Here is a 26,217-nt window from a genome sequence, read left to right as displayed (position 1 = left end):
GCTCAGCCCGTCGCGCACTTCGGCAGACCGGCGGTGTCCCCCTTACGGATCTTCTCGAGCGCCTTGAGGGCGTCGTCGATCGTGTGCACCTTGACCAGCCGCAGGCCGCCCGGCACGTCCTTGGCGGCTGCCGCGCAGTTCTCCTTGGGCGTCAGGAAGTAGCGGGCGCCCGCGTCGCGCGCGCCGATCGTCTTCATCTCGATCCCGCCGATCGGACCGACCGTGCCCTTGTCGTCGATGGTGCCGGTGCCCGCGATGTACTTCCCTCCGGTGAGATCCCCGGACGACAGCCGGTCCACGATCCCCAGCGCGAACATCAGACCCGCGCTGGGCCCGCCCACGTCCGCCAGCTTGATGTCGATCCGGAACGGGAAGGTGTAGTCGACCCCGGCCTGGATGCCCACGATGGCGCGGGAGGGGCCCTGGTCCGCCTTCGCGGTGGTGATCGTGACGCGCTCCTCGCCGGTGGGCTGCTTGCCGCGCTTCTCCGCCGCGGCCACGTCCTTGGCCGGCACGACCGAGAAGACCACCTTCTGGCCCGGCTTGTGCTTGGTGACCAGCTTGGCGACGTCATCGGGCTCGCGCACCGCCGTGCCGTCCACCGACTTGATCACGTCACCCGCGTGCAGCTTGCCCTGGGCCGGGGCGCCCTTCTGGACCGCGCCCACGATGACATGCGCGGTGACCGGCTTCTTCAGCGCCCGCAACGCGGCGACCTTGGCGGACTCCTGGGACTGGGTGAACTCCTCGGCGTTCTGCTGGTCGACCTGGTCCGGGGTCTTGTCGTCCGGGTAGAGGGTGCTGTGCGGCACGACCACGTCATCGTGCGCCAGCCAGCCGTAGACGGCCTCCACGAGGTTCATCCGGTACTCGGAGCCGGTGACGCGGACCGTGGTCATGTTCAGATGGCCACCCGTGGTCTCACAGCTCTTGCGGCCCGAGATCTGCAGCACGCACTCTCCGTTGTGCTCGCCCAGGGTGTTGTACGTCGGCCCGGGAGACATCTCCGCATACGGCACCGGGATCAGCACTCCGGCGCAGAGCAGCGCGATCAGCATCAGAAGGGAGGCGAGCATCGTCGCGGTGCGGCGTGGCATGGAACGACAGTACGGGACCCGTCCGTCAGTCCACTGTCGGGGCCGTCCGTACGAGGGGCGGCGCGGACGGGGCGCGGTCAGGCCGCGGCGTCCGAATCGGAGGGCCGGCGCTCCATCGCCTCGCGGAAGCGGGCGTATCCGGCCAACTCAGCTACGTCCCCCCCGGACTTCCGTTTTACGGCTCGGGCGGCTATGCCCGCGTATATCGCCGCGGCTATCGCCGCGAACAGCGGAATCAGCAACCAGAGAAGCGCACCCACAGCAGCCTCCCGACCCCTGGAAAAATCGCGGCTCACGACCGCGACTGACAGATGAGCAGATTAGTCCTCTGCCAGGTCAACGCTCACGGCAGGGTGGGGGTTACGCAAGTGGAGTACACCCTTCCGTGCTCTAGCGCATTCCCTCTACGCCCCGACCTACGCCCCGACCCGCCCTCCCGTCACCCGACCACCCCTCAACGAGGCGCTACGCGCCCACCCGCCCTCCCGTCACCCGACCACCACCCCTCAACGAGGCGCTACGCGCCCACCCATTCCTCGGTCCCATCCGCGAATGACTGGTGCTTCCAGATCGGCACCTCGCGCTTGAGGTCGTCGATCAGACGGCGGCAGGCGGCGAACGCCTCCGCGCGGTGCGGGCAGGAGACGGCCACCACCACGGCCAGATCGCCGATCACCAGATCGCCCACCCGGTGCACAGCGGCCAGCGCGCGCACGGGGAAGTCGGCCACGACCTTCTCGGCCACCCGGCGCAGCTCGGCCTCGGCGGTCGGATGCGCGGAGTAGCCGAGGGCGCCGACCTCCGCGCCTCCGTCGTGGTTGCGCACGGTGCCCACGAACAGCGCCGTACCGCCCGCCGCGGCATCGCCCACCGCCCCGAACACCTCGTCCACGGACAGGGGCGTGTCACGGACGGCGAGCAGCCGGATGGGGTTGGCGGCCGCGAGTTCGCCGGGGTGATCGTACGAATGTGCCATGCCGTCCATCGTGCCGCACCGTCCCGTCCTCGCGTAATACCGGATCCCGGAAGGCGCCTTCCGGACCAGACCCGTGCCAGGCGCGTCACAGGCCCTGGGCAAGCCCCTTGCCAGACCCTTCTCAGGCCCTCGCCAGACCCGTCTCAGGCCCTCGCCAGACCCGTCTCAGGCCCTCGCCAGACCCGTCTCAGGCCCTGCGCCGCGCCTTACGGGCGCGGCGCACGATCGCCGCGGTGCCCACCAGGGCCACGGTCGCGCCCGCGGCGCCGAGTGTCGTGGCGTCCTTACGGCCCAGGCGCCGGCCGGCGACCGTATGGCGGCCGGAGACCTCCTCCAGCAGCTCCGCCAGGACCTCCTCGTTGGTCCAGCGCGGCCGCCAGCCCGCCGCGTGCAGCCTGCTGCCGCTGATCGCCCACGGGTGCATCGTGTACGCGAGATCGCCGGCCGGGGACGGCGTCAGACCGAGCCGGTGCAGCCGGGAGGCGGCGCCCAGGGCGACCGCCGAGGGCAGCTCCATGCGCCGGATTCCGGACAGCTCCTCGACCTCCTCCTGCTCCAGCCAGCCCTCGCAACCGACCGCCAGCTCACCCTCGACCTTCTCCAGAGCGGCGTACTCCAGCGCGCCGACCAGGTCCTCCACATGGCAGAACTGCCAGGTGGGACGGGATCCGGCGACGACCAGCAGACGCGGTGACTCGAAGTAGCGGGTGAGCGCGGTGTCCGTGCCGCCGACCAGGATCGCCGGGCGCACGATGGTCACATTCAGCCCCGGATGCGCCCGGGGCGCGCGCTCCCCGAGCCGCTCGATCTCCAGGAGATCGCCGACGCCGGTGGCCTCGGCGGTCGCCCGCAGCTCCGCGTCCTCGGCGAGCGGCACGGCGTTGTCCGGGAGCGCCCCGTAGACCATCGCGGAGGTGCACAGCACCACCCGGCGCACCCCGGCCGCCGCGGCGGCCGTAAGGACGGTCTGGGTGCCGCGCACGTTGTAGGCCGTGCGGGCGGCGGAGTCGGTGCCCAGGTCCAGGTCGACGGCGAGGTGCACCACCACGTCCGCGCCCCGCAGCTTCTCGGCGATGGCCGGATCGCGGACGTCCAGCACATGCCACTGCGCCTCGGTCACCTCACCGCGGCGTTCATCGATGGCCAGGACCTGCTTGACCTCTTCGGACTCCGCGAGCCGCTGCGTGAGCAGGGCACCTGGGCCCGAGGCGGCACCGGTCACCGCGACGACGGGTCGTCGTGCGGTGCGAGCCGTATCGTTTCGCGCAGCGCGAACTTCTCGGTCTGGGGAACTCACCGGGCGTCTCCAGCGGTTGTCTTCAGTACGGAGCGCATGCACGCATACGTACCAGGTGACGTCCATCCTGCCGCAGGGCGGCGATCAGCGAAGCACCGAGCCCGGAAACCGGCGAGGTGTCTAGGCTGGGTGGTGATGTCGGGCATCCGCCACCGGCCCGGGAGCCGGTGGCCCAACGAGCCGAGGAAACCCGTGAGTGACACCCCATTCGGATTCGGCCTTCCGCCGGAGGAGCCGGAGGACGGCGACGACGGCAAGAAGAAGGGCGGCCAGGGCGGCGAGCAGGGCCCCGCGGATCCCTTCGGGTTCGGCGGCGGACCCGGCGGAGCGGGCGGCGCGGACAACCCGTTCGCCGCGATGTTCGGTTCGCTGAATCCGGGCGACCTGGGCGCCGCCTTCCAGCAGCTCGGGCAGATGCTCTCCTACGAGGGCGGCCCGGTGAACTGGGACATGGCCAAGGACATCGCACGCCAGACCGTGGCGCGCGGCACCGCCGACGGCAGTAAGGACGAGAGCGTCGGCCCCGCCGACCGTGCCGCGGTCCAGGAGGCCGTGCGCCTGGCGGACCTGTGGCTGGACGGCGTCACCTCGCTGCCCTCGGGCTCCGGGAGCGCCGTGGCCTGGAGCCGCGCCGAATGGGTCGAGGCGACCCTGCCGGTGTGGAAGGACCTGGTGGACCCGGTCGCCGAGCGGGTCGGTGCCGCCATGGGTGATGTGCTGCCCGAGGAGATGCAGGCCATGGCCGGCCCGCTGCTCGGGATGATGCGCTCGATGGGCGGCGCCATGTTCGGCACCCAGATCGGGCAGGCGCTGGGCGTGCTGGCCGGCGAGGTGGTCGGCTCGACCGATATCGGGCTGCCGCTGGGCCCGGCGGGCAAGGCGGCCCTGCTGCCGGTCAACATCGCGGCGCTCGGCTCCGGCCTCGGCGTGCCCAAGGAAGAGGTCCGGCTGTATCTGGCCCTGCGCGAGGCGGCCCACCAGCGGCTCTTCGCCCATGTGCCGTGGCTGCGCTCGCACCTCTTCGGCGCGGTCGAGGGGTACGCCCGCGGCATCAAGGTCGACACCGCCAAGCTGGAGGACGCGGTCGGCCAGCTCGACCCGACCCACCCCGAGCAGTTGCAGGAGGCACTGCAGCAGGGCATGTTCCAGCCCGAGGACACCCCCGAGCAGAAGGCCGCGCTGGCGCGTCTGGAGACCGCTCTGGCACTGGTCGAGGGCTGGGTGGACGCGGTGGTGCACGCCGCCGCCAAGCCGCATCTGCCGTCCGCCGACGCCCTGCGCGAGACGCTGCGGCGGCGCCGGGCGAGCGGCGGCCCCGCCGAGCAGACCTTCGCCACGCTGATCGGCCTGGAGCTGCGACCGCGCCGGCTGCGGGACGCCTCCCGGCTGTGGGCCTCGCTGACCGACGCCCGCGGCCTGGAGGGACGCGACGGGCTGTGGGCGCATCCGGACATGCTGCCGACGGCACAGGACCTCGACGACCCGGACGGCTTCGTCCACGGCGAGCAGCTCGACTTCTCCGAGCTGGACAAGATCCTCGGTGAGGCGGCGAGCGGTGAGGACCGTAAGGACGGCCCCGAGCGCCCCGACCTCCGCAAGGACGACCCCGACCGTCCCAACCTCCGTAAGGACAGCGAGGGCGGCGAGGACGACGACCGGGGCGACGGCGAGAAGTGAGTCTGCACCAGGACGCGGCGCGGGTGCTCACCGAGTGGCCCGCGCCCGATGCCGCCCAGGAGCGGCTGCGGCGGCATTACGGCGACCATCTGGCCGCGTATCCGGACGGCATGTGGAAGGCGTGCGGGGACGGCCACATCACGGCGAGCGCCCTGGTGGTCGACCCGGACCGGAAGCGCGTGCTGCTCACCCTGCACCGGAAGCTGCGGATGTGGCTGCAGATGGGCGGCCACTGCGAGCCGGATGACACCACGCTCGCGGGCGCGGCGCTGCGCGAGGCCACCGAGGAGTCCGGAATCGAGGGGCTGACGCTGCTGCCGGGCGGCCCGGTACGGCTCGACCGGCACCACACCCCCTGCGCCTGGCATCTGGACGTTCAGTACGCGGCGGTCGCGCCCCGGGGCGCGGTGGCGGCGATCAGCGACGAGTCACTGGATCTGCGCTGGTTCGGCTACGACGAGGTGGCGGATGTGGCCGATGAGTCGGTGCGGCACCTGGTGACGCGCACCCGCGCGCTGTTGTGAGGAGCGCGTCGGCCGCGAACCGGGGAGTCCGCGGCCGCCGTGCTCCATCAGCGTGATCAACGTGGCCTCGGTCAGTTGCTGAAGATGTTGCCCTGGTTCTGACCGCGGGCACCTTGCTGGCCCATGCCGAACTGCGCGGCCACGCCACCCCCCATCACCGCGTTCTGCGGCGGGAGCAGCTCACTGGGCTGCACCAGGGCATAGCCCTGGCCGAGGAAGCTGAGCTCCCAGCCCTCGCCGGTGTTGCCGCGCCGCCGCCAGACGCCCGAGGAGTGCGTCTGCGCCTGCATCTGGACCCGCAGCGAGCTGGACCAGGCGACGATGGCGTCCGCGTCGACGTTGACGTACTTGTCGGGGGTGACCTGGAGCAGCAGCGGCTGCCCCGAGGTCATCAGCGCGACCTTGCCGTGGCCGGAGATGTTGAGGTTGTACTTGCCGGAGCCGGAGATCCCGTACTGGCTGTCCACCGCGATCGTCTCCCAGTGCAGCGTGGAGTCGATCGCGAGCACATAGGAGCTGTCGACGGTCAGCCCGTCGTGGTCCACGTCCATCACATGGATGTGCTGGGCGAGGTTGGCGAGGTAGACCGTGCCCTGCCCGGAGCAGCGCATCAGGTCCAGGCCCTCACCGGCGCGGCTGCGGGTCATGCGCTGCCCCGGCGTCTGGTACTCGCCGTCGAACTCGATGAGCCCCTGATAGGCGACCATGCTGCCCTTACGGGCGAGCACATCCTCATGGCCACTCAGGGCGACCCGCAGCAGCTGCGGGTTCTGCAGCGCGTAGCGGTCCTGCGTCTGGGCCTCGGTGAAGGCGAAAAGCGGGCTCTGCATCTGGTGTCCCTCCCCCTCAGCCCCGGGCCCGGAGCCGGTCGGTGCTGTCCTCACTGGGCTGTACGACGACGAAGCCCTGCCCGGAGAAGCCGAGCTGATATGCCTCGCCGCTGCCCCGGCCGATCAGGGACGACGCCTTGAAGCTGCGCTTGCCCTTCACCTTGAGCCCCGAGGACCAGGCCACGAGTGCGTCCGGGTCCACATAGGTCTCGTCCTCACCGCGGCCGCAGTCGACCACGATGGGGGTGCCGCGGGAGGTCAGGGCGACCCAGCCGGTGCCGGAGACGCCCACGTTGAACAGGCCCTGCCCGGCGAACTTGGCGATGCCCTTGACCCGTTCGACGCCCCACTGGAGATGCGCGTCGAAGGCGAGGAGGTTGGTGCCGTTGACCGACAGCGCATCGCCGTTGAGGTTGATGCAGACGACGTTGGCTCCGTAGTCGGCCAGGTAGAGCAGTCCGTCGCCGCTGCACCGCATAAGCGGGGCGCCCTCGCCGGTCAGCCACTGGGAGGCCCTCTGACGTACCGCGGGCGGGTTGGGCTCGTACTGGACGAAGCCCTCGTAGGCCACCATCGAGCCGGTGCGGGCGAAGAGGTCCTGGCCGCTCTGCATGGCGACCTTGAGCAGGCTGGCGCCGTGGTTCTCCATACGAGCGGCGACCGGGGCGGGTGCGAAGCCCGAGATCATTTGCTGGTCCATGACGGGCTCCTTCAGACCTCGTAGGGCTGGACGACGATGAAGTTGCCGGGCGCGCCACGGAACTGGAGGTTCACGGTCTCCCCGCTGTGGCCGGGGTAGGCGCTGCGGCGCAGCCGCACCTGGCTGGAGATGATCACCTGGGATCCGGCGGACCACGCCACGATGGCGTTGCTGTCGGCGAAGGTGGTCGGGGTGACGGGGAGGACGACCGGCGTGCCCTCGGTCTTCACCACGACGGTGCCGGTGCCCTGGAACTGCATGGTGAACAGCGCGCCGCCGGGGATGCCGTGGCCCTCGATCCGGCGCACCTCGTGGTGCAGCGACTCGTCGAAGGCGAGTACGTTCTCGGCGGCGACACAGATGGCGTCGCCCTGGAGCTCGATCGGGTGGAGTTCGGCGGCGTTCTCGGCGAGGAAGACCTGGCCCTGGCCGGTGCAGCGCATCAGCTGCATCTCCTGGCCGGTCGCGTTGCCGACGATCCGGCCGCGGAAGCCGGCGCCCTTGTAGCTGAAGTCGACCTTGCCCTGGTAGAGCACCATCGTGCCCTGGCGGGCGAGCACGGGCTGCCCGCCGACGCCGAGGTCGACCCGCATCAGCCGGGGGTTCTGCGGCGTCCAGCGCTGGCCGGTGGGCGCCTCGCGGTACTGGGCGAGCGCGGCCTGGAGCCCGGGCGCGCCACCGCCCTGGGGGGCGCCCATGGCCTGCGGCTGACCGTAAGGAGCGGGCTGACCGGGGTGGCCGGGCTGGCCGGCCTGGCCGGGGTACGGCTGCGCGGGCGGCTGGCCGTACGGCGCGGGGGCGGGCTGGGTCTGGCCCGGAGGCTGCCCGAAGGGGGCCTGCTGGCCCGGAGGCGGGGGCGGCGGCACCTGGCCGGGCGGGGGCACCTGCCCAGGGGGCGGCACCTGCCCGGGCGGCGCGATGGGTGCGGCGATGGTCGGGGCGCCGTGCATCTGCGGGGTGCCGGGGGCGGGCGGCTGAACGCCCTGAGGGGGCGTTCCCTGGGGCGGGCCCTGCGGAGGCGTACCCGGGGCGGGCATCCCTTGGGGCGGCATCCCCTGCGGCGGCGTTCCCTGCGGCGGCGTTCCCTGCGGCGGCGTTCCCTGGGGCGGCGTTCCCTGGGGAGCGCCGAAGGCGGGGGCGGGTTGCGGTGCGGGCGGCGCCGGGGCGGCCGGGGCAGTCGTCGCGGCCGGGGCCGCGAAGCCCGGGGCGGGGGCCGCCTGGCCGGGCGGCGCGAAACCGGGCGCGACGCCCTGGGTGGGCGCGGGGGCGGGCTCCTCCTCGGCCACTTCACCGCCGAAGTTCTTGAGCAGCGCGTCCAGTCCCCCGTCGAAGCCCTGCCCGACGGCGGCGAACCGCCAGACGTCCTTGAGGTAGAAGTCGCCCAGCATCACCGCGCGTTCGGTGCTGAACTCCGAACCGGTGAAGGAATACCGGGCCACCTCCTCGCCGCCCGCGACGATCCGGATATAGCCGGGGCCGATCTGCGACATCTGCCCGGCGCCGTCGAGGGTCGCGGTGAACGAAAGCTTCTGGATGGCGGAGGGGATGCTGTCGAGCGTGACGCGGAACGAATCCGTGTCACCGGCCTGCGCCCCGAGTTGCTGTATCGCTTCTTCAGGAGACTTCGGCTGGTTGAAGAAGATGAAGTAGCGGTCGTCCGACAGCCGCTCGTCCGCGTCGAGCCCGAAGCAGCTGATGTCGAACGTCAGACCGGGCCCGGCGATCTGCACCCCGACGTACAGATCCCTCCCGGCCGTCAGATCACTGATCCTGGCCTTGTGGCCGCGCTGGAATTCCCTGGCCATACGTTAGGACCGTCCCCCATCGCCGTACCGGTGAGTGCATTGCGCGCCAGGCTAGCCGCTGCCGCCGACTATGAGCGACGCCAAGGAGCACGGGTGTGGTTCCGTTACGGCACGGGGGTGGTTCCGTTACGGCACGCGCGTGGCCCCTACGGCTGGTCGTCCGGCCCGGAGAGATGCGGCAACCGCCCGGCGGCGACGACTCCTTCGAGATAGCCCCGCGCCCGCTCGGTCCGCGGATACGCCTCCAGAAGCTGCCAGAAGCGCCGACCGTGACCCGGCACCAGCAGATGGGCCAGTTCGTGGAGGAGCACATAGTCCACGACGTACTCGGGCATGCCCTGGAGCCGGTGCGAGAGCCGGATGCTGCCCTCGGCGGGGGTGCACGACCCCCAGCGGGTGTTCTGGTTGGTGACCCAGCGGACGGAGGCGGGCCGGGCCCGCCCGCCCAGGTACTGGCCGGAGAGCAGCTCGGCGCGGGCGGCCAGCTCCGCGTCGCCCAGCATCCGCTTGCTCTCCTGCGCGGCCAGCTTGTCCAGCATGACGCTCACCCAGCGCTGCTCCTCGGCCTCGGACATCCGGGCGGGGATGAGGACGACGGTGCGGTCGCCCTCGCGATAGGCGGAGACCGTCCTGCGCCGCCGGGTGCTCCGGCGGACCTCGACCGCGCTCGCGCCCGAGCCTCGGCTCTGCGGGCTCGGGACGGTGCGCGGTGCGCTCGCGGCGCTGCGGGGGTTCTCCCCCGCGGTGCGAGAGGACGGATCGGCGGGCACGCCCCGACGTTACCCGGTGGCCGCCGGGGAAGTCCCGCCCCGCACCTTGTTGCGGACCGAACCACTCCACGGTGTGCACGGCTTGTACGACCGGTGTTCGTACGACTTATTCCACCGCCTGTGGATAACGCTCTGCGGGCTCCGGGCGCCGGCCCGCATGCTGAGGGCGGTGCAACGGAAGCGAACCGGTGCGACTCAACGCGAAAAGTCATGAATAGGTAAGTACAGACACGAAGATACACAGAACATCAAACGGGGGGCGGCGATGCATCCGATGCTCAAGCCCGCGCTGCGGCGCGGCTGGCGGAGCCGGGACACGATCCAGTTCGGGGTGGCCCGGGCGCATGCGGTGGTGATGGGGCCGGTGGACACAGCCACGGGCAGCTTTCTGGAGCTGCTGGACGGCACACGCGGGCTGCCGCTGCTGCGGCAGGAGGCCCGGGCCATCGGGCTGCCGGAGGGGCGGGCCGACGCACTGGTGGACCGGCTGGCGGCGGCCGGTCTGCTGGACGAGCCGAGGGACGGCGGTGAGCCCGCCGCGGCCCTGGACCGGCTGCGGCCCGACGCGGGGGCGCTGTCGGTGCTGCATCCCGAGCCCGGGGCGGCGGCGCGGCTGCTTGCCGCACGGCGGGCGATGCGGGTTCAGGTGCGAGGCGCCGGCCGGGTCGGGGCAGCGGTCGCGGCCGCGCTGTCGGGCTCGGGGATCGGCCGGGTCGATGTGGTGGACGGAGGCCGCGTCGAGCCCTGGGATGTGGCTCCCGGCGGGCTGCTGGCCGAGCAGATCGGGGAGCGCCGGGATGTGGCCACGCGCCGCGTGGTGCGACAGACCGCGCCCGGCCCGCTCCCGCGCCGGTCGGTGCGTGAGCGGACCTGCGCAGAAGAGCGGGCCCCCTCGGGAGAGCCCGGTCTGGCGCTTGTGGTGATCGCCCCGCGTGACGGCCTCGCCGCGTACGCACCGGATCCGGAGCCGGCCCAGCCGCTGCTCGCCTCCGGTACACCCCATCTCTATGCGGGAGTCATCGAGGCGACGGGGGTGGTGGGGCCGCTGGTGGTGCCGGGCATGACGCCCTGCGCGGGCTGCGCCGCGGCGGGCCGTGCCGAGCGGGAGCCCGTCTGGCCGCGGATGCTCGCGCAGTGGCGGTCCGGGCGCCGGCGGACCGCGCCGGCCTGTGACGCGGCACTGGCGATGGTGGTGGCGGGGCTCACCGCGGTGCAGGCGCTGGCCTTCCTCGACGGCCGGCCTTCCGGGGGCGCGGGTGTCCGGTGGGAGTTGGCGCTTCCCTCCCTCGTCTGGGAGGCGCGTCCGGTCGTAGCACATCCCGGATGCGGCTGCGGAGCGGCCGGGGAGGAGGATGCCGTATATGCCTCGGCCGCAGAGGCACCGCACGCGACAATGTCCGGGTGACCCACGTCCGTGGAGTGGGCGACGGGGGCCCGGGGGCCACCCTCCGGGATGGCACGGCTGTAGTTGGAGGGGCGCATGACCGATCTGCCGCGCAAGGCGATCACCCGTACCGCCAAACTGGCGGCGCTGCCCTTGGGATTCGCGGGGCGCGCCACGTGGGGGCTCGGGAAGCGGATAGGGGGACGGCCGGCGGAGATGGTCGCGCGCGAGGTACAGCAGCGCACCGCCGAGCAGATGTTCAAGGTCCTCGGTGAGCTCAAGGGCGGGGCCATGAAGCTCGGGCAGGCCATGTCGGTCTTCGAGTCGGCGCTGCCCGAGGAGATAGCCAGGCCCTACCGGGCGGCCCTGACCAAGCTCCAGGAAGCGGCCCCTCCCATGCCCAGCCGCACGGTCCACGCGGCGCTGGAGGAGCGGCTGGGCCCGGACTGGCCGGAGCTGTTCCAGGAGTTCGAGGACAAGCCGGCGGCTTCCGCTTCGATCGGGCAGGTGCATCGGGCGGTCTGGCACGACGGGCGCACGGTGGCGGTCAAGGTGCAGTACCCGGGCGCGGGCGAGGCGCTGCTGTCCGACCTCAACCAACTGAGCCGGTTCGCCCGGGTGCTGGGGCCGCTGGTGCCGGGGCTGGACATCAAGCCGCTGATCGCGGAGTTGCGCGAGCGGGTCGCCGAGGAGCTGGACTACGAACTGGAGGCGGCGTCCCAGCGGGCCCATGCGGAGGAGTACGCACAGGACGCGGAGATCGTGGTGCCCGAGGTGGTGCACCAGAGCGATCAGATACTGATCACCGAATGGCTGGAGGGGATACCGCTCTCCGAGGTGATCGCCGACGGCACCCAGGAGGAGCGGGACCGCGCCGGGCAACTGCTGGCCCGCTTCCTGTTCTCGGGGGCGTCCCGCACCGGGCTGCTGCACGCCGATCCGCATCCGGGAAACTTCCGGCTGCTGACCGGTGACGCCCCGGACGGACCGCCGGAGCGGTGGAAGCTGGGGGTGCTGGACTTCGGTTCGGTGAACCGGCTCCCGGAAGGGCTTCCGGAGCCCATCGGCATCGCACTGCGCATGGCGCTCCAGGGCGACGCCATGGGGGTCTACGAGCTGATGCGCGGGGAGGGCTTCGTCAAGCCGACCATTGAGATGGACCCGGACCACTTGCTGGACTTTCTGCTGCCGATGCTCGAACCGGCCCAGGTCGACGCGTTCGTCTTCGACCGGCAGTGGCTGCGCAGCCAGGCAGCGCGGATGGCCGACCGTCACTCCCCCGTCTATGAGCTGAGCAATCAGCTGAATCTGCCGCCCGCCTATCTGCTGATCCACCGGGTGACCCTGAGCACCATCGGGGTGCTGTGCCAGCTGGGCGCCACGGTGCGGCTGCGGGATGAACTCGAAGCGTGGGTCCCCGGCTTCGCCGAGGACCCGGAGTCCGAGGACCGCGCCGAAACCGAAGAAGCCACCGCAACCGGAGAAGCCGCCGAAGCCGAAGATCGCGCCGGAACCGAAGAAGGCCCCGCAGCCAAAGAAGCCGCTGGAACCGCCGAAGCCGCCGAAGCCGGAGAAGGTGCCGCACAAGGCACCGAGGAGAAGTCCGAGGCCGCGGAGACCTCAGCCTGAGCACGCGCGCCACCCGGCCGGGCCTCCGCCGCCGGGTGGTGTCGCCCCGGAGCGCGGGCGCTTCGGGGTAGCCAAAGGGCCGGTCCGATCGGACCGGCCCTCTGTGGTCACGTGACGGGTCAGCGTATGACCCGTCGGCGTGTGGTGATGTCAGCCCCGGCTCTGGCCGGTGCCGCACCTGGTGGTCACTGCATGAGCGCCATGGCCAGGGCGCGGCGGGCGCGGAGCGAGGCACGCTCCGCGCGGCGCTGCATCCGGCGGGCGGCGGCGAGCCGAGCGGCGGGCCGTTCGGACTCTGCCTCCTGAAGCCGGTCGTGCATATGCGCACGCGCCAGGGCTTCTTGGATGAGTTGCATCTCTCGGTTCCTGTTCTGGCGCGACTCGGGCGCGCCGGAGGTTTCGGGTGCTGGGGTGTCGGAGACCGGTGGGGTCATCGTCGGGACCTGCTTCATGGGGTCGTGCGTCGCTGGGCGATCGATGGTGCCGGTGGTGCTCATGCCGCAACCGGGTTCTTACGCGGGCGGCCACGCGGCCGCTTGCGGGCGACCACCACGCCCTGGACGAAGAGCTCCCCGCCCCAGACGCCCCAGGGCTCGCGACGGTCTTTGGCACCGGCGAGGCAGGCCTCACGCAGCGGACAGGTCTGGCACAGCGACTTCGCGTACTCGACGTCGGCCGGGGACTCGGCGAAGAAGACCTCCGGGTCGTACGAACGGCACGGAACAGCTACACCCAGGTTCTCGATGGCCTCATCGAGTTCGGTGAGGGCGGTGAGCGGGGTCAAGGAGTCCTCCGAGGAGTCAGGCGGTCGGTTCAGGTCGGTCGATGCGGACGGGGTGTGTGCGTTGAGTTGCACGGTGTGTGGTCCTCGTCTCTTTGGTCCGGCTGGTGGCCGGGCTCTGGCAAATCAAAAGGGCCGCGGATCCCGGTGTGGGTTCCGCGGCCCTGGAAGGTGCCGACCTGATCCTGGATCAGGCTGGATAACTCCAGGGTTCGAGCCTGCGGAAGGCCCACTTCTTGTGGTGCTGCTGCGTCGTCCGGGATTCGGCACCATTGGCCGCAAAGGCATAGGCCATTGCCTGTGCCACTGCCGTTACCGCAGGTGCCTGGATCGGTCGCTCACTGAGGCGCGCCTCATCGACGCCGGGCATACCGGTGCCAGGAAGCGCGGAGCCGAGCAGGCAGGTGGCGACGACCGATCGATCGGCCTTTTTGATGGTGTTGATGAAGCTGATCACTGGTCTTCGCCTCCTCTCGGCGTCTCAGGGACCGATCGAAACCAGTCCGGGTGTTCAGTACAACACGGAATCCTCGGCTCCTGGAAGGGCCGTTGTCTCCGTGCTCGGAAGGCTATGGGTATGGCCTCCGCGCGCGCAAACTATTTTTCCGTCGAGTTTTGCCTAGGGTCACCCGAATGGCTTCCCCCGGCACCGTCGTCCCCCTCGCCGTCGACTGCCGAGGGCAGTTCCCGCCCCTCGCACAGCGCGAGAACGTCGGCTCCGAACCGGTCGAGCTTGCGTCGTCCGACACCGGCGATGCGGGCGAGCTCCGATTCGGTTTCCGGAACGGCCTCGGCGATCGCGAGCAGTGTCTTGTCCGTGAACACGCAATAGGCCGGCTGCCCCAGCAAGCCCGCCTGCTCCGCCCGCCAGTCGCGCAACCGCTCATGGAGCGCCTCGTCCAGCTCGGACGGGCAGCCCTCGCAGCGCATCAGCTTCATCTCGCCCGCGTCGGTCAGCGCCCGGCCGCACACCCGGCAGTGGACCGGACCGCGCCGCCTGCGCACCCCGCCGCCCCCGCCCGGGGCCGCCGCCCCGCGCTCGATCCCGCCGGCCCCGCCGAGGGTGCGGGCACCCACGGCCTGGGAGCCGGGCCGCAGCCCGTTGAGAAAGCGGGTGGGGCGACGCGAGGCCCGGCCGCCCGGAGCCCGCGAGAGCGCCCAGGACAGCGTCAGATGGTGACGGGCGCGGGTGACCCCCACATAGAGCAGCCGGCGCTCCTCCTCGATCTGCTGGTCCGTCTTGGCGTAGGTGATCGGCACCATCCCCTCGGTGAGACCGACCAGGAAGACGGCGTCCCATTCGAGGCCCTTGGCCGCGTGGAGTGAGGCGAGGGTCACACCCTCGACGGTCGGGGCGTGCTGCGCCGCCGCCCGCTCGTCGAGCTCCGCCACCAGATCGGAGAGCGTGGCCCCGGGGCGGCTGCCCGCGAAGTCCTCGGCGAGCCGCACCAGGGCGGCCAGGGATTCCCAGCGGTCGCGCACCGCGCCCGACCCCACCGGGGGCTCGGGCGTCCAGCCACGGGTGCCCAGCACGGCCCGCACCTGGGACGGGATGTCCGCGTCCGCGAGCGCCGGGTCGGCACTTCTCCCGCGCGCCGCGCCGCGCAGCAGCAGCCCCGCCTCGCGCACCTCGGGCCGCTCGAAGAACCGCTCGGCGCCGCGGAGCTGATAGGGCACCTGGGCATCGGCCAGCGCCTGCTCATAGAGCTCCGACTGGGCGTTGACCCGGTAGAGGACCGCGATCTGGCTCGCCGGGACGCCGCCACCCCCTTGCTCGACCGGGGTGATCAGCTCACGGATCCGGCGGGCGGTGCCCTCGGCCTCGGCCGGCTCGTCCGCATAGGCGGCGTAGACCGGGTCGGGGCCCGCCTCCCGCTGGGAGACCAGCTCCAGCCGGTGCTCGGCGGCCCGGCCACGGGCCTGGGAGAGCAGCCCGTTGGCCAGATGGACCACCTGCGGGGTGGAGCGGTAGTCCCGGATCAGCTTGACCACCGTGGCCCCGGGGTGGCGGGTGCGGAAGTCCAGCAGATGGTCGGGGGTGGCGCCGGTGAAGGAGTAGATGGTCTGGCTGGCGTCGCCGACCACGCACAGGCTGTCCCGGTCGCCCAGCCACAGCTCCAGCAGCCGCTGCTGCAGCGGGCTGACGTCCTGGTACTCGTCGACCACGAAGTGCTGGTACTGACGGCGCACCTGATCCGCGATGTCGTGCCGCTCCTGGAGCACACCGACCGTGAGGAGCAGCACATCCTCGAAGTCGATGACGCCGCGGTCGCGCTTCAACTGCTCATAGGTGGCGTAGATCCGGCCGATCTCAGCGGCGTCGCGGGGGGCCTCCCGGCCGGATTTGGCGGCCACGGCCGGATAGTCCTCGGGCACGGTCTGGGTGACCTTCGACCATTCGATCTCGCCGGTCACGTCCCGCAGCTCATTGCGGTCCAGCCGGACCCGGCACCGCGCGGCGGCCTCGGCCACGAGCTGCACCTTGCGCTCGACCAGCCGCGGCACCTCACCGCCGACCGCCTTGGGCCAGAAGTACTGCAACTGCCGCAGGGCCGCCGAGTGGAAGGTGCGCGCCTGCACCCCGCCCGCGCCGAGCTGCCGCAGCCGGCCGCGCATCTCCCCCGCCGCCCGGTTGGTGAAGGTGACGGCCAGCACGCTGGCGGGCTGGAGCATGCCCGCGCGCACCCCATAGGCGATCCGGTGGGTGATGGCGCGGGTCTTGCCGGTGCCGGCCCCGGCCAGCACGCACACCGCGCCGTGCAGGGACGTCGCCACCTCGCGCTGCTCGGGGTCGAGCCCGTCGAGCACCGCGTCGGCGTCACGCGGCGTGGCCGCGTAGGAGCCCGACGTGGAGCCCTGCGGGAACAGAGTGGAGGACGTTGCTGCAGTCACCCCGCCATGCTGCCAGGTCCCCTGGGACCCCCGTGCCGGTTGTCCACAGCCATGGCCTTCCGGTCATATGAATCCGGGAATGACCGGCGGAGGGTGAGCGTTCACCTTCTGCCCACCCACCACGACCCCGAGGAGAGCGAAGACCGATGTCCGGCACTGTGACGATGTACAGCACCACCTGGTGCGGCTACTGCCGCCGCCTGAAGGGGCAGATGGACCGCGAGGGCATCGCCTACACCGAGATCAACATCGAGCAGGACCCGGAGTCCGCGGCCTTCGTCGAGAAGGCGAACGGCGGCAACCAGACGGTGCCGACCGTTCTCTTCCCTGATGGGTCGACCCTGACCAACCCGTCCTTGGCGCAGGTCAAGGCCAAGGTCGGCGGCTGAGTCAGCCTCGCGGCAGCGGCTCGCCGTACCAGAGCTCGATCAGCCGGGCCGCGATCGAGATACCGGACGGAGGCAGGACCTCTCCGGACTCGATCGCGGCCCGCAGGTCGTCCCGGGAGAACCAGCGCGCCTCGTGGATCTCCTCCCCGTCCACCTGGATCCGGGAGGACGTGGCCTGCGCCATGAAGCCGAGCATCAGGCTGGACGGGAACGGCCATGGCTGGCTGGCCACATACTCGACCTCGCCGACCGTGACGCCCGCCTCCTCCGCCACCTCGCGGACCACGGCCTGCTCGATCGACTCGCCCGGCTCCACGAAGCCCGCCAGCGTCGAGAAGCGCCCCTCCGGCCAGTGCACCTGGCGTCCCAGCAGCGCGCGGTCCTGCTCGTCCCGCACCAACATGATCACGGCGGGGTCGGTCCGCGGGTAGTGCTCGGCCCCGCACGCGGGGCAGCGGCGGATATGGCCCGCCGCCGCGATCATCGTGCGCTCACCGCAGCGTGAGCAGAAGCGGTGCAGCCGCTGCCAGTTCTCCAGCGCGACCGCGTGCACCAGCAGCCCGGCGTCGCGCTCGGACAGCAGCGCGCCCGCCTCGCGCAGCCCGGCGGGGCGTGCCGACTGGTCCATCCGCCCCGGCAGGGAGTCCTTCTGCAGCGCGAAGTAGCGCACGCCCTCCTGGTCGGTGCCCAGGAAGTAGCGGTGGTTCTCGGTGGGCGGGGCCTCGAAGGACGGGGTCATGACGAGCTCGGTGCGGCCGTCCGGGCTGTCGTCGACCAGGGCCTGGCCGCCGGAGACCACGAAGACACGCGTCGTCGGGTGACTCCACGCCGCCGCCAGCCACGCCTCGTCCAGGCGGTGATGCGCGGAGCGGTCGATGCCGCCCGGGGCAGCGAGCGTGATCGGCCGGTCGGTGGCGTGGTCGGTCCAGGTGGTCACGGTTGCTTCCAACTCCCCCAGCGAAATGGGTGGTTTACGTACATAAGCGAGCTATTTCCGTACACTCTCGCTCTCGCTCTCGGCGAGATCGTCCCAGAGATGGGCGGCCGTCTCGGCACCCTTCATGAGCAGGCCGAGCTCGACCTTCTCGTTGGGCGCGTGCCAGCCGTCGGACGGCACCGAGATGCCCAGGAAGAGCACCGGAGCGCCGAGGACGTCCTGGAGATCGGCGGCGGGGCCCGATCCGCCCTCGCGGGTGAAGCGGATCTCCTGGCCGAAGGCGCGCCCCATGGCCCGGACGACCGACTGGAGCGCGGGGTGGTCCAGCGGCGTCAGACAGGGGCGGGTGGCGCCCCAATAGGTGATCTCATGGCGGATACCGGCCGGGAGCTGGGCGGCGGCCCAGTCCCGTACGGCCGACTGGACCTTCTCCACGTCCTGCCCGGCCACCAGCCGGAAGGACAGCTTCAGCTGGGCGGCCGAGGGCACGATGGTCTTTCCGCCCGGCCCCTGGTAGCCCCCGCCAATGCCGTTGACCTCGGCGGTCGGACGGGCCCAGATCCGCTCCAGGGTGGAGTACCCCGCCTCGCCGAGCGAGGCCCGGGAATGCGCGGTCCGCAGCCAGCCCGCCTCGTCGAAGGGCAGCTCGGCGAAGAGCTCGCGCTCACGGTCGGTCAGTTCCACGACACCGTCGTAGAAGCCGGGGATGGCCACCTTTCGGTCGGCGTCGTGCAGCGCGGCGGCCAGACGGGCGGCCTCGGTGGCCGGGTTGGGGACCGCGCCGCCGAAGGAGCCGGAGTGGATGTCCTGGGCGGGTCCGTGGAGATCGATCTGGCATTCGACGAGGCCCCGCATGCCGGTGCAGACGGTCGGGGTGTCCTCGGACCACATCCCGGTGTCGGAGACGATCACGGTGTCGCAGGCCAGCCGGTCGGCCTGCGCGCGGACCAGTTCGGGGAAGTGCGGGGAGCCGGACTCCTCCTCGCCCTCGATCAGCAGCTTGAGGTTCACCGCAGGCGCGCCGCGGCCGGTCACGGCCAGGTGCGCCCGTATCCCCAGGGTGTGGAAAAGGACCTGCCCCTTGTCGTCGGCGGCACCGCGGGCGTAGAGCCTGCCGTCCTCGATGACGGGCTCGAAGGGGTCGGTGCGCCAGCCGTCCGCGCGGTCGGCGGGCTGGACGTCGTGGTGCCCGTAGACGAGCACTGTAAGGGCGTCGGGATCGCCGGACGGCCATTCGGCGAACACGGCCGGGGCGCCCGGTGTGTCCCATATCTCAGCCACCGGGAAGCCCGTCGCGGCCAGGTGGTCCCTCAGCCACTGGGCACTGCGCCGGACGTCGTCGGCGCGGGCCGGGTCGGCGGATACGGACGGGATGCGCAGCCACTCGGAGAGTTCGGCGAGAAAGGCGGCGCGATGGTCGTCCACATAGGCGCGGACGGCGTTGTCCGTTTCCGGGGTGTTGCTCATGCATGTGAGCCTATCCGGCCCGCGGCGGGACGAGGGCGGGGGCCTCCGGGCCGCTCATGAGCGCTCGCTCTCGGTGACGGTTTCGGCGTCGATACGGTCACTTCCGGTCGCGCCCCCGGCCCCATCCCCGGCCACGTCCGCCTCCGCGCCCCCATCCACGTCCTCCGGCTCGCCGAGCGTTCCGCCGCCGGTCCCGCCGCCCGGCTCCCCGAGCAGGACGCGCTCGAGCCCGGCCCGGCCGGGCAGCCCGGCGGGGCGCACGACCTCACCGCTGCGCACGTACACGAACGCCGCCGTGACCGCCGACAGGGGCAGTCCGTGCTGCTCGGCCCAGGCGAGGCGGTAGATGGCCAGCTGGAGCGGGTCGGCGTCCTGGGAGCGGCCGGTCTTCCAGTCGACGATCTCGTAGCGCGGGCCGCCGTCGGGGCCCGTCCCGGACGCGCGGTACACCGCGTCGATCCGGCCGCGGATGATGCGGCCCGCAAGGGTCAGCTGGACCGGTACCTCCACGCGGTAAGGGGTGCGACGGGCGTACGGCGTGCGCGCGAACGCCTCCTTGAGCGCGGTCAGATCCCGCTCGTCGGCGATCTCCGCCTCGTCTTCCTCGCCGCCCGGCAGCTCGTCGGGGCCGAGGAAGGGCAGCGACAGCGCCTCGAAGCGCGCTTCGACCCAGGCGTGGAAGCGGGTGCCGCGCCGCGCGGCGGGGCGCGGCGGCCGGGGCATGGGGCGGGCCAGCTCCCGTGCGAAGCCGTCCGGGTCGGCGGCGAGGCGCAGCAGCTGGGAGGCGGTGAGCGTCCCCGGCAGCGGCACCTCGTGCACGGTCTCGCGGGCGCGGCGCAGCTCCCCGGCGAGCGCGTCCAGATCGCGGTCCCAGGAATCGGCCAGCCGGGCCTCCTCGGGCGCCAGCTCGTCCTCGGCCGGTTCTCGCGTGATATCCGGCACACCGGGTTCCGGTGCGCCGTAAGGATCGGCGTGTGGCCCGTCGCCGTACGGTTCGTCCTCGTACGGGTCGTCGGCAGCCTCGCCGTACGCGTCCGCGTCCGCGTCCGCGTAAGGGTCCTCCGGAGGCTCGGGCCACTCCGGGTCCTCCGGGGGCTCAGGCTCCTCCGGTGGCTGCAGGTCGTCCATGGGCTCCGGGAACGGGTCTCCGTCAGCCGAGGGGTGCCCCCCGTCATGCGCGGTCGGCCCCTCTCCCGCCGTCTCGATGCGCGCCAGATGGGCGAGCACCACATCGGCGGCGCGCCGCCGGTGGCGCAGCGCGGCCGGGTCCAGCGGAAGCGGCCAGGCCCGGTCGGCCGCCGACTCCCGCAGGGCCGGGTTCTCCGCGCCCTCCTCCGGCGGCTCGGCCCATGCCTCGACCTCGCCGTACCCGGCCTCACAGTGCTCGCGCAGCGCGTCCAGGAAGGCCGACGGGCCGCGCGGCCGCTTCTGGGTGGGGCCCCACCAGTGGCCGGAGCCCAGCAGCAGCGACCGCGGCCGGGTGAAGGTCACATAGCCCAGCCGGAGCTCCTCGGTCCGCTGATGCTCCTTCATGGCGTCCTTGAAGGCCGCGATCCCCTTGCTGTCCCACGCGGTGACGTCCGGGAGGGTCCGCGCGTCCCCGCGCAGCTCATGCGGCAGGACCTTCGCGTTCGCCGTCCAGGACTCGCGGGACTGTTCGCTCGGGAACTGCTTGGCGACCAGCCCCGGCACCGCCACCACGTCCCACTCCAGCCCCTTGGACTTGTGGGCGGTGAGCACCTTGACCGTGTTCTCGCCGCCGGGGAGGGCGTTGTCGAGCCCCTTCTCGTACTGCGCGGCGGTGCGCAGAAAGCCGAGGAAGCCCTGCACGGTGGCCTCGCCCTCCACGGCCGCGCCGCCCTCCCGGCCCGCGAAGGCGGCCGCGACGTCCAGGAAGTTGCCGAGCGTCTCGCGGCGGCGCGCTGCCAGGGCGTGGGGTGAGGCGGACAGCTCGACCTCCAGGCCCGTGGTGGTCAGGACCCGGTGGAGCACGTCCATCAGCGGATCGGCCAGCGAGCGGCGCAGTTCGCGGAGTTCGGCCGCGAGCCGGGCGAACCGGACCCGTGCCTCGGCCGAGAAGGGCAGCCCGTCGTCCGGGCCGCCGCCCGCCTCCAGGAAGGTGTCGAGGGCGTCGGCGAGGGAGATCACCTCGGAGGGGTCGGTGCCCTCGACGGCCCCGGCGAGCCGTAGGTCCGGATCGTCCTCCGCCCCGTCCGGCCCGCCGTGGGAGACCAGCGCGCGGGCGCGGCGGCCGAGCAGCGCGAGGTCGCGGGGGCCGATCCGCCAGCGCGGCCCGGTGAGCAGACGGACCAGCGCGGCGTTGGCCCCCGGATCCTGGAGGACCTCGCAGACGGCCACCAGATCGGCCACCTCCGGCAGATGCAGCAGCCCCGACAGGCCCACCACCTCAACCGGAATGTCCCGCTCCACCAGGGCGCCCTGGATCTGCGCGAAGTCACCCGCCGTACGGCACAGGACCGCGATCTCACCGGGCGGGGTGCCGGTGCGCACCAAGTGGGCGATGGAATCGGCCAGCCAGGCCAGCTCCTCGGCGTGGGTGGGCAGCAGCGCACAGCGCACCGCTCCGTCCCGCTCGGCGCCGGGCGCGGGGCGCAGTGCCTCGACGCCCTCGTGCATCGCGCGCAGCGGGGCGGCCAGCCCGTTGGCGAGGTCCAGGAGGCGGCCCCCGCTGCGCCGGTTCTCGCTGAGCGCGAAGCGCCCCGCCGGGCGGCTGTCGGCGTGCGGGAAGTGCTCGGGGAAGTCGTCCAGGTTGGCCACGGAGGCGCCGCGCCAGCCGTAGATGGCCTGACAGGGGTCGCCGACGGCGGTGACGGGGTGTCCGGTGCCGCCGCCGAAGAGACCGGACAGCAGCAGCCGCTGGGCGACCGAGGTGTCCTGGTACTCGTCGAGCAGGACGACCTCGAACTGCTCGCGCAGGATCCGGCCGACCTCCGGGTGGTCGAGGGCCAGGGTGGCCGAATGGGCGATCTGGTCGCCGAAGTCGAGCAGATCGCGGCGCCGCTTCTCCTCGCGGTACGCCTCGACCAGGCCCAGCAGTTCCTGGCGGGCGCGGGCGGCCTCGGGTACCTTGCGCAGCGCCTCGTTGGTGAGCCGCGTCCCTTCCAGGGTCCGCAGCAGCTCGGTGTCGTACGCCCGCAGCCGCCCCGCGGGGACGAGGTGCTCGGCGAGCTCGGCGTCGAGCGCGAGCAGATCGGTGACCAGGTCGGAGAAGGGGCGGGTGAGCGCCGGATAAGGGCCGGGCGCCGAGCGCAGGACGCGCGCGGCGAGCTGGAAGCGGGTGGCGTCGGCGAGCAGCCGGGCGCTCGGCTCCAGGCCGACGCGCAGCCCGTGGTCCTTGAGCAGCTGTCCGGCGAAGGCGTGGTACGTGGAGATGACGGGCTCGCCCGCGGCCTCCTCGCTGGCGCCCGGATCCGGGTCCTGATCGACGATGCCCGCCGCGACGAGGGCCTTACGGACCCGCTCCGCCAGCTCTCCGGCGGCCTTGTTGGTGAACGTGAGGCCGAGCACCCGGTCGGGCGCGACCTGTCCGGTGCCGACCAGCCAGACGACGCGGGCGGCCATCACCGTGGTCTTGCCGGAGCCCGCCCCGGCGACGATCACCTGCGGGGCGGGCGGTGCGGTGATGCACGCCACCTGCTCCGGGGTGAACGGGATCCCGAGGAGTTCCTTGAGCTCCTCGGGATCGGTGATGCGGGCTGACACTCCAGTGAGGCTATCGGTGCCCACCGACATGCCCCGCCGCCCTCGCCGCCCCGGTGGGCGGCCGCCCCGGAATCCAGGCCCGATACGCGAAAGCGTCAGTCGACCACATGGCGCCCCTCCGCCCGGGCGCTGCACGCGCCGCGGAAGGCGCAGCGCTCGCAGTGGTCGCCCGTGGTCGGGGTGAACCGCTCGTCGAGGACGCGCCCGGCCGCCGTGGCGAGCAGCTGCCCCACCCACTCGCCGTCCGGCGGCTCCTGGGCCTGGACCTTGGGGACGTCGTCGCCGCCGTCCTTCTTGGCGGCGCCCTGCCGCAGCTGGACGAGCTCCGCGCCGCCCGCCTCGGGGCGCCCGCCCTCGAAGAGGTCGTCGACGGCGCCCTCGCGCACCGCAAGCTGATAGGCCGCCAGCTGGGGATGGTGCTCGACGTCGCCGCGGGTCACGGCCTGTTTTCCGGTCTTGAAGTCGACGACGTAGGCACGCCCCTCGCCGTCCGTCTCGACGCGGTCCATGCTGCCGCGGATGCGCACCTTATGGACGTCGGCTTCGAGCGTGACGTCGAAGGAGTGCTCGGTGGCGACCGGGGTACGGCCGCCGCGCTCCATCACATGCCAGTGCAGAAAGCGCTCCAGGGCCGCCCGTGCCTGCTCCTTCTCCTGCCGTGACTTCCAGGGGGCGTCGAAGGCGAGCGCGTCCCATACGGAGTCCAGGCGCTCCATGAGGACCGCGAGATCGGCCGGGGTGCGGCCGGAGGCGACCTCGTCGGCCAGGACGTGCACGACGTTGCCGAAGCCCTGGGCGGCCGTCGAGGGCGCGTCCGCCTTCACCTCGCGCCCCAGGAACCACTGGAGCGAGCAGGTGTTGACGAGCTGGTCGAGGGCGCTGCCGGACAGCGCCACGGGCCGGTCCCGGTCGCGCAGCGGGACCTCGCTGTGCGTCGGCTCGTGCAGCCCCCACCAGCGGTGCGGATGGGCGGCCGGGACCAGCGGCCGGCCCTCCTCGTCGCGCAACGCCGCGAGCCGCGCCAGCCGGCGCGCGGCGGCGTCGCGCAGCGCCTCCGAGGCGTCCGGGTCGACGGTGGTGGCGCGCAGCTCGGCGACGAGCGCGGCGACGGACAGCGGGCGGCGCGGCCGCTGGGTGACGTCGGTGGGCGGGACGCCAAGTTCGGTGAGGAAACGGGAGGGCTGGTCCCCGTCCTCGGAGGCGGCCTTGACGGCGGTGACCACGAGCCGCTCCTTCGCGCGGGTCGCCGCCACGTAGAACAGCCGCCGCTCCTCGGCCAGCAGCGCGCCCGGCGGCAGCGGCTCGGCCAGTCCGTCCCGGCCGATCCGGTCGGCCTCCAGGAGCGAGCCACGCCGCCGCAGATCGGGCCACAGCCCCTCCTGCACCCCCGCGACGACCACCAGGGCCCATTCGAGCCCCTTGGCGCGGTGGGCGGTCATCAGCCGTACGGCGTCGGGGCGGACCATCCGGCGGGAGAGGGTGTCGGCGGCGATGTCCTGGGCGTCGATCTCCTCCAGGAAGTTGAGGGCGCCACGGCCGCCGGTGCGCTCCTCGGCGCGGGCGGCGGTCTCGAACAGCGCGCACACCGCGTCGAGGTCACGGTCCGCGTTCCGCCCGGCGGTGCCGCCGCGCTGCGCGGCCCGCTCCAGCCGGCCGGGCCAGGAGGTGCCGTCCCATAGCTGCCACAGCGCCTGCTCGGCGGTGCCGCCCCGGGCCAGCGCCTCCCGGGCGGTGCGCAGCAGCAGCCCGAGCCGCTGGGCGCCACGTGCGTACGCCGGGTCGTGGACGGCCAGCCGCTCCGGCTCGGCGAGCGCCTCGGCGAGCAGGACGTCGGAGGGGCGCGGCACCGCGCGTCCGGCGGACCGCTCCTCCTCGCGCAGCGCACGGCCCAGGCGGCGCAGATCGGCGGCGTCCATACCGCCGAGGGGCGAGGTGAGCAGGGTCAGGGCGGTCTCGACGCCGAGGACCGCGGACAGCCCGCCGCTGTCCGGCAGCGCGGCCGTGGCGGCGGCGCGGAGCGCCGTCAGCAGGGGGGCCACGGCGGGCTCATGGCGCAGCGGGATGTCATCGCCGTCCACCTCGACGGGGACGCCGGCCGAGGTGAGCGCCCGGCGCACACCGGGGATCGAGCGCCCCCCGGCGCGCACCAGGACGGCCATCTCACGCCAAGGCACCCCGTCCTCCAGATGGGCGCGGCGCAGAATGTCGGCGACGTTGTCGAGCTCGGCGCCCGCGGTGGGGTACGTGTACGCCTCGACGCGGCCACCGTCGCGAGCGGCGTCGAGCTCCCGATGCGCCCTTACGGCTCGCGCGGGCAGCCGGGTGAGCGGCATCCGGCCGGTGATCCGCCGGGTGGCCGCGAGCAGGGCGGCCCCCGAGCGGCGGGAAACGGTGAGGACCTCCATGTCGGCGGGCCGGCCGTCCGCCCGCGGGAAGTCCTCGCGGAAGCGGAGGATGCCGCCCACGTCGGCACCGCGGAAGGCGTAGATCGACTGATCGGGGTCGCCGAAGGCGAGCAGGGTCCTGCCGCCGCCCGCGAGCGCCCCCAGCAGCCGGCCCTGGGCCACGTCGGTGTCCTGGTACTCGTCGACGAACACGGCGTCGTACCGCCCCGCCAGCTCGGCCGCGACCTCCGGCCGCCCGGCGAGCAGCACCGCGCGGTGCACCAGCTCCGCGTAGTCCAGCACCCCCTGGGCGTCCAGGACATCGAGGTACTCGGCGAGGAAGCCGGCCGCGGCGGACCAGTCGGGGCGCCCGGTGCGCTCGGCGAACTCCCCCAGCGCCCGTGGGCCCAGGCCCAGCTCCCGGCTGCGGGCGAGCACCGCGCGCACCTCGTCGGCGAAGCCCCGCGTGGTCAGGCAGGCGCGCAGGTCGTCGGGCCAGCGGACGAAGGCCCGGCCCTCGCGCGCCAGCTCGGCCTGCCCGGCGAGCAGCTCCCTGACGACGACGTCCTGCTCCGGCCCGGAGAGCAGCCGCAGCGGATCGACGAAGAGATCGACGTCCTGGTGGGCGCGGACCAGGGCGTAGCAGTAGGAGTGGAAGGTCGTGGCCCGCGGGGCACTCGCGCCGCCCAGGCGCGCGGCCATGCGGTCGCGCAGTTCGACGGCGGCCTTACGGCTGAAGGTGAGCACCAGGAGCCGCTCGGGGTCCGCGCCCTCGCGCACCCGGCGGGCCACCGCCTCCACGAGCGTCGTCGTCTTGCCCGTACCGGGCCCGGCGAGCACCAGCAAAGGGCCGCCCCGATGCTCAACCACAGCGCGCTGCCGTGCGTCCAGGGCAGGAAGGGCGCCGGGCTCCGGCCGATGACGGAGCAGGCGGTAGACGCCCGAGGCCGACTGC

At 72.7% G+C, this 26,217-nt stretch carries 21 protein-coding genes; 5 read left to right on the top strand and 16 right to left on the bottom strand.

What is annotated here, in order from left to right; all coding sequences use genetic code 11:
- Positions 1-2 precede the first annotated feature (2 nt).
- From J5X86_RS20335 to J5X86_RS20320, 4 genes are all read right to left on the bottom strand, one after another.
- A complete protein-coding gene (locus tag J5X86_RS20335) occupies positions 3-1,097 on the bottom strand; it encodes a PDZ domain-containing protein (RefSeq protein WP_208518181.1) in 1,095 nt (364 codons plus the stop codon).
- A gap of 77 nt (positions 1,098-1,174) precedes the next feature.
- A complete protein-coding gene (locus tag J5X86_RS20330; protein WP_208518180.1) occupies positions 1,175-1,357 on the bottom strand; it encodes a hypothetical protein in 183 nt (60 codons plus the stop codon).
- 257 nt (positions 1,358-1,614) lie between these two features.
- Positions 1,615-2,073 carry a molybdenum cofactor biosynthesis protein MoaE gene (locus tag J5X86_RS20325; protein ID WP_093470487.1) on the bottom strand — a complete coding sequence of 153 codons (459 nt, stop codon included), beginning with the start codon at positions 2,071-2,073 and terminating at the stop codon, positions 1,615-1,617.
- Between the two features lie 187 nt (positions 2,074-2,260).
- A complete protein-coding gene (locus J5X86_RS20320; protein WP_078643469.1) occupies positions 2,261-3,370 on the bottom strand; it encodes an NAD-dependent epimerase/dehydratase family protein in 1,110 nt (369 codons plus the stop codon).
- A gap of 192 nt (positions 3,371-3,562) precedes the next feature.
- On the opposite strand from J5X86_RS20320, the gene J5X86_RS20315 reads away from it, so the two are divergent.
- Both J5X86_RS20315 and J5X86_RS20310 read left to right on the top strand, forming a co-directional pair.
- On the top strand, positions 3,563-5,047 hold the full coding sequence (locus tag J5X86_RS20315; RefSeq protein ID WP_208518178.1) for a zinc-dependent metalloprotease: 1,485 nt from the start codon (positions 3,563-3,565) through the stop codon (positions 5,045-5,047).
- On the top strand, positions 5,044-5,571 hold the full coding sequence (locus J5X86_RS20310; RefSeq protein WP_208518177.1) for an NUDIX hydrolase: 528 nt from the start codon (positions 5,044-5,046) through the stop codon (positions 5,569-5,571). Before J5X86_RS20315 ends, J5X86_RS20310 begins: the two co-directional genes overlap by 4 nt.
- 71 nt (positions 5,572-5,642) lie before the next feature.
- Here J5X86_RS20310 and J5X86_RS20305 read toward each other — a convergent pair whose 3' ends face one another.
- The 4 genes from J5X86_RS20305 to J5X86_RS20290 all read right to left on the bottom strand — a co-directional run bounded on the left by J5X86_RS20305 (position 5,643) and on the right by J5X86_RS20290 (position 9,676).
- Entirely contained in the window at positions 5,643-6,401 is a 759-nt protein-coding gene (locus J5X86_RS20305) for an AIM24 family protein (RefSeq protein WP_208518176.1), read from the bottom strand.
- A 16-nt stretch (positions 6,402-6,417) separates the two neighbouring features.
- Entirely contained in the window at positions 6,418-7,101 is a 684-nt protein-coding gene (locus tag J5X86_RS20300) for an AIM24 family protein (protein ID WP_208518175.1), read from the bottom strand.
- 11 nt (positions 7,102-7,112) lie between these two features.
- On the bottom strand, positions 7,113-8,906 hold the full coding sequence (locus J5X86_RS20295; RefSeq protein ID WP_208518174.1) for a TerD family protein: 1,794 nt from the start codon (positions 8,904-8,906) through the stop codon (positions 7,113-7,115).
- Positions 8,907-9,052: 146 nt separating this feature from the next.
- Positions 9,053-9,676 carry a M48 family metallopeptidase gene (locus J5X86_RS20290; protein WP_208518173.1) on the bottom strand — a complete coding sequence of 208 codons (624 nt, stop codon included), beginning with the start codon at positions 9,674-9,676 and terminating at the stop codon, positions 9,053-9,055.
- A 265-nt stretch (positions 9,677-9,941) separates the two neighbouring features.
- Between J5X86_RS20290 and J5X86_RS20285 the strand changes: the two genes are divergently transcribed.
- On the top strand, positions 9,942-11,081 hold the full coding sequence (locus J5X86_RS20285) for a ThiF family adenylyltransferase (RefSeq protein WP_208518172.1): 1,140 nt from the start codon (positions 9,942-9,944) through the stop codon (positions 11,079-11,081).
- A gap of 75 nt (positions 11,082-11,156) precedes the next feature.
- The gene (locus tag J5X86_RS20280; RefSeq protein WP_208518171.1) at positions 11,157-12,689 is read left to right on the top strand and encodes an AarF/ABC1/UbiB kinase family protein; all 1,533 of its coding nucleotides are present in this window, start codon (positions 11,157-11,159) and stop codon (positions 12,687-12,689) included.
- 185 nt (positions 12,690-12,874) lie between these two features.
- On the opposite strand, the gene J5X86_RS20275 is transcribed toward J5X86_RS20280, so the two are convergent.
- The 4 genes from J5X86_RS20275 to J5X86_RS20260 form a co-directional block, all read right to left on the bottom strand.
- On the bottom strand, positions 12,875-13,186 hold the full coding sequence (locus J5X86_RS20275) for a hypothetical protein (RefSeq protein ID WP_014054760.1): 312 nt from the start codon (positions 13,184-13,186) through the stop codon (positions 12,875-12,877).
- Complete coding sequence (locus tag J5X86_RS20270; RefSeq protein ID WP_208518170.1) at positions 13,183-13,545, bottom strand: WhiB family transcriptional regulator; 363 nt, start codon at positions 13,543-13,545, stop codon at positions 13,183-13,185. Before J5X86_RS20270 ends, J5X86_RS20275 begins: the two co-directional genes overlap by 4 nt.
- A 115-nt stretch (positions 13,546-13,660) precedes the next feature.
- On the bottom strand, positions 13,661-13,927 hold the full coding sequence (locus J5X86_RS20265; protein ID WP_208518169.1) for a hypothetical protein: 267 nt from the start codon (positions 13,925-13,927) through the stop codon (positions 13,661-13,663).
- 140 nt (positions 13,928-14,067) lie between these two features.
- Complete coding sequence (locus tag J5X86_RS20260) at positions 14,068-16,362, bottom strand: ATP-dependent DNA helicase UvrD2 (RefSeq protein ID WP_308124660.1); 2,295 nt, start codon at positions 16,360-16,362, stop codon at positions 14,068-14,070.
- A 146-nt stretch (positions 16,363-16,508) separates the two neighbouring features.
- On the opposite strand from J5X86_RS20260, the gene J5X86_RS20255 reads away from it, so the two are divergent.
- A complete protein-coding gene (locus tag J5X86_RS20255; protein WP_014054756.1) occupies positions 16,509-16,751 on the top strand; it encodes a mycoredoxin in 243 nt (80 codons plus the stop codon).
- Between the two features lies 1 nt (position 16,752).
- On the opposite strand, the gene nudC is transcribed toward J5X86_RS20255, so the two are convergent.
- The 4 genes from nudC to J5X86_RS20235 all read right to left on the bottom strand — a co-directional run bounded on the left by nudC (position 16,753) and on the right by J5X86_RS20235 (position 26,192).
- Entirely contained in the window at positions 16,753-17,688 is a 936-nt protein-coding gene (gene nudC / locus J5X86_RS20250; protein WP_208518168.1) for an NAD(+) diphosphatase, read from the bottom strand.
- Between the two features lie 51 nt (positions 17,689-17,739).
- Positions 17,740-19,155, bottom strand: coding sequence for a dipeptidase (locus J5X86_RS20245; protein WP_208518167.1), 1,416 nt, complete (start codon positions 19,153-19,155; stop codon positions 17,740-17,742).
- A gap of 54 nt (positions 19,156-19,209) precedes the next feature.
- Complete coding sequence (locus J5X86_RS20240; protein ID WP_308124658.1) at positions 19,210-22,878, bottom strand: ATP-dependent DNA helicase; 3,669 nt, start codon at positions 22,876-22,878, stop codon at positions 19,210-19,212.
- A gap of 95 nt (positions 22,879-22,973) precedes the next feature.
- Positions 22,974-26,192, bottom strand: coding sequence for an ATP-dependent DNA helicase (locus tag J5X86_RS20235; protein WP_243980945.1), 3,219 nt, complete (start codon positions 26,190-26,192; stop codon positions 22,974-22,976).
- Between the last annotated feature and the right edge of the window lie 25 nt (positions 26,193-26,217).

The sequence above is a fragment of the Streptomyces sp. NEAU-YJ-81 genome (genome assembly GCF_017592595.1).
Classification (GTDB): Bacteria; Actinomycetota; Actinomycetes; order Streptomycetales; family Streptomycetaceae; genus Streptomyces; species Streptomyces hygroscopicus_B.
The sequence above is the reverse complement of the archived record's forward strand: the minus strand, read 5'-3'. Positions and strand labels throughout refer to the sequence as shown.